A 2,422-nucleotide genomic window follows, 5' to 3' on the forward strand; every position below is an offset into this window, starting at 1 on the left:
GTCTGAACCCGTGACTCGTGTCCGGCTGCAACGTAGATTCCATCCACATGGCCAGTGCCGCGTGAGGCGGTTGCAATGAGAATGTATTCTCCCTGGACCAAGGCGCTGAAGCGATATCGGCCTTCTCGTGCAGTCGTGGTTTGCACCGCGGCTCCGGTCGCGGCATTCCGAAGGGTGACGGTTACGTTCTCGAGCGGAGAAGAATGCGCATCGGTCAGTTTTCCAGCCAGGGAGCCGGTTCGTGCCGGCTGTTGCGCATAGGCACAGCAAAACGTTCCCGAGCCGGCAATCATCAGCAGGGCAGTTTTTGCCAGCGACTTCGTCCAACATCTCGCAACCATCGCACGACCAGCTTGCGTTCGAACCAGTCCGCATTCACGCACGCCCCCACATCTCCGGAAAGCGGAATCAGGAGGCATCTGTTCCCAAGGCGGGAAATCTTTCATTGGAAACGCAGATTTTTCCTTGCAGTGAATTCGCCTGCGATTGTACGCAGCTTCGAGGAAACACGATGGTGACTCCGAACACAGAATGTGCCTGGAATCAGAACAGTTTGCCTGGAGGCCTTTTGGGAAAGGACGGCCTTGTTCTGTAAACTGGAACGACGGCGTTGTGAAATTTGCCTGTCTGCCGATCCGCCGCCCCATTTCCGATCTAAATTGTTGAAGTGACTCTGACTTATGTTCATTGATGAAGCCAAAATCCGGGTGAAGGCAGGGGACGGCGGAAACGGCTGCATGGCCTTCCGGCGCGAGAAGTTTGTGCCTCGTGGCGGCCCATCCGGCGGCGATGGCGGACGTGGTGGCGACGTCATCATGGAGTCGTCGCAACGGCATAACACTCTCATCCACTTCCGCTACAACCCGGAGCACAAGGGGCAGCGCGGTGAGCATGGCATGGGCTCAAATTGCACCGGCCTTGACGGCAAGTCGATTGTGCTGCAAGTTCCTGTGGGGACAGCACTTTACGACCAGGAAACCGGCGAGCTTGTCCATGATTTTTCTGAGCCGGATGAACGCCTCGTGGTTGCAAAAGGAGGGCGTGGCGGGCGCGGGAATCAGCACTTTGCCACCAGCACGCACCAGGCGCCGCGCGAGCACGAACTGGGGCGGCCGGGCGAGGAGCGGCTCTACCGGCTGGAATTGAAGCTTCTGGCCGATGTGGGCCTCGTTGGGTATCCGAATGCAGGAAAGTCGACTCTGATCTCGCGGATTTCGGCCGCCAAGCCGAAGATTGCCGATTACCCGTTTACTACGCTGGAGCCGAACCTGGGGGTGGTGACGGTGGGCGAGGAGCCGAACCTGCAGTCTTTCGTTGTCGCCGATATGCCCGGTCTCATCGAAGGGGCCCATCTCGGCTCGGGTCTGGGCACGCAGTTCCTTCGCCACATTGAGCGTACGCGGCTGCTGGTTCACCTTGTCGACGTGTCGGACACATCGGGCCGTCCTGATCCCGTTGAGGACTTCAAGGTCATCAATAAAGAGCTGGCCAGTTTCTCACCCAAGGCCGGCGATGGATCTGCGAATGAGCACCCGCTCGCAGACAAGCCGATGATCGTTGTTGCCTCGAAGATCGATGCGGCAAATCCAGAGAAACTGAAGAAGCTGACAACCTATGCGAAGCGGCACAAGCTGGAGTTTCATGCTATCTCGGCCGTTACCGGCCAGGGTATCGACGAGTTGAAATGGGCGCTGGCGAAGCGGGTGCAGCCGATGGAAGTTGTTGCAACCTAGCTAAGGGTTGCATAAGTCAGATCGACGCACCAGATCGCTGAAACTCGGCTGTAGTCACGCTCTGATAGAAAGAAAAGCAGATCCTTCGCTCCGCTTACCCCACTCTGTGGGGCCCCCAAGCGCGCTCCGCTCAGGATGACACCGCAAGCTCATGCAGCTCTGCAAACCTGACTTGGCCACCCTTGTGCGACAGTGTTATTAGACCATCGCGCGTTCTTTTACTTTCAAATCCTGATTCAACACTGAGGACGTGACTGCCTCGGGATTGAGATCGAGCGTGAGTGCGCCCTGCTCGTGGAGTCGCGCCATGAGCAGTTCCCGGCGGCCGGCCATCTCCTGCGCGGCGGCGGCACGAAACATCTCATCAATATTCTTCGGCCGCTGCTGCGCGATCGCATCCACCTCGGGCTGCGCCATGGCGACGAAGAGCAGCACGTGTCGCCGCAGGAGATGCATGGCACCGTCGATGACTTCGGGGCGCATGGCGGTTTCGGCGAGGTCCGTAATCCAGAGAATCAGGGACCGGCGCGGCTGCAATCGGCCCAGCAAGGTCGTCGCGCGCAGGTGGTCGGCCTCGCTGGATTCGGCTCGGACTTGTGCCAGCAATTCGATCATCTGGCGGAGATGAGCCGCACCGCGTCCGGGTAGAAGACGCTGCTGGATAGTCTGGCCGTAGGCGAGCAACCCCA

3 protein-coding genes are annotated in these 2,422 nt (G+C 59.1%); 1 reads left to right on the forward strand and 2 read right to left on the reverse strand.

Annotated elements, in window-relative coordinates; translation table 11 throughout:
• Positions 1 to 341, reverse strand: a 341-nt coding sequence (locus WA354_RS04365; protein ID WP_472811790.1) for a carboxypeptidase-like regulatory domain-containing protein, incomplete at its 3' end; no start/stop codon positions are given.
• A 339-nt stretch (positions 342 to 680) separates the two neighbouring features.
• On the opposite strand from WA354_RS04365, the gene obgE reads away from it, so the two are divergent.
• Positions 681 to 1,733, forward strand: a complete 1,053-nt coding sequence (gene obgE, locus WA354_RS04370) for a GTPase ObgE (RefSeq protein ID WP_472811788.1) — start codon at positions 681 to 683, stop codon at positions 1,731 to 1,733.
• A 198-nt stretch (positions 1,734 to 1,931) separates the two neighbouring features.
• Here obgE and WA354_RS04375 read toward each other — a convergent pair.
• Positions 1,932 to 2,422, reverse strand: a 491-nt coding sequence (locus WA354_RS04375) for a DUF58 domain-containing protein (protein ID WP_472811789.1), incomplete at its 5' end; no start/stop codon positions are given.

Origin of the sequence: Occallatibacter sp. (assembly GCF_049802275.1) — a bacterium.
GTDB lineage: Bacteria > Acidobacteriota > Terriglobia > Terriglobales > Acidobacteriaceae > Telmatobacter.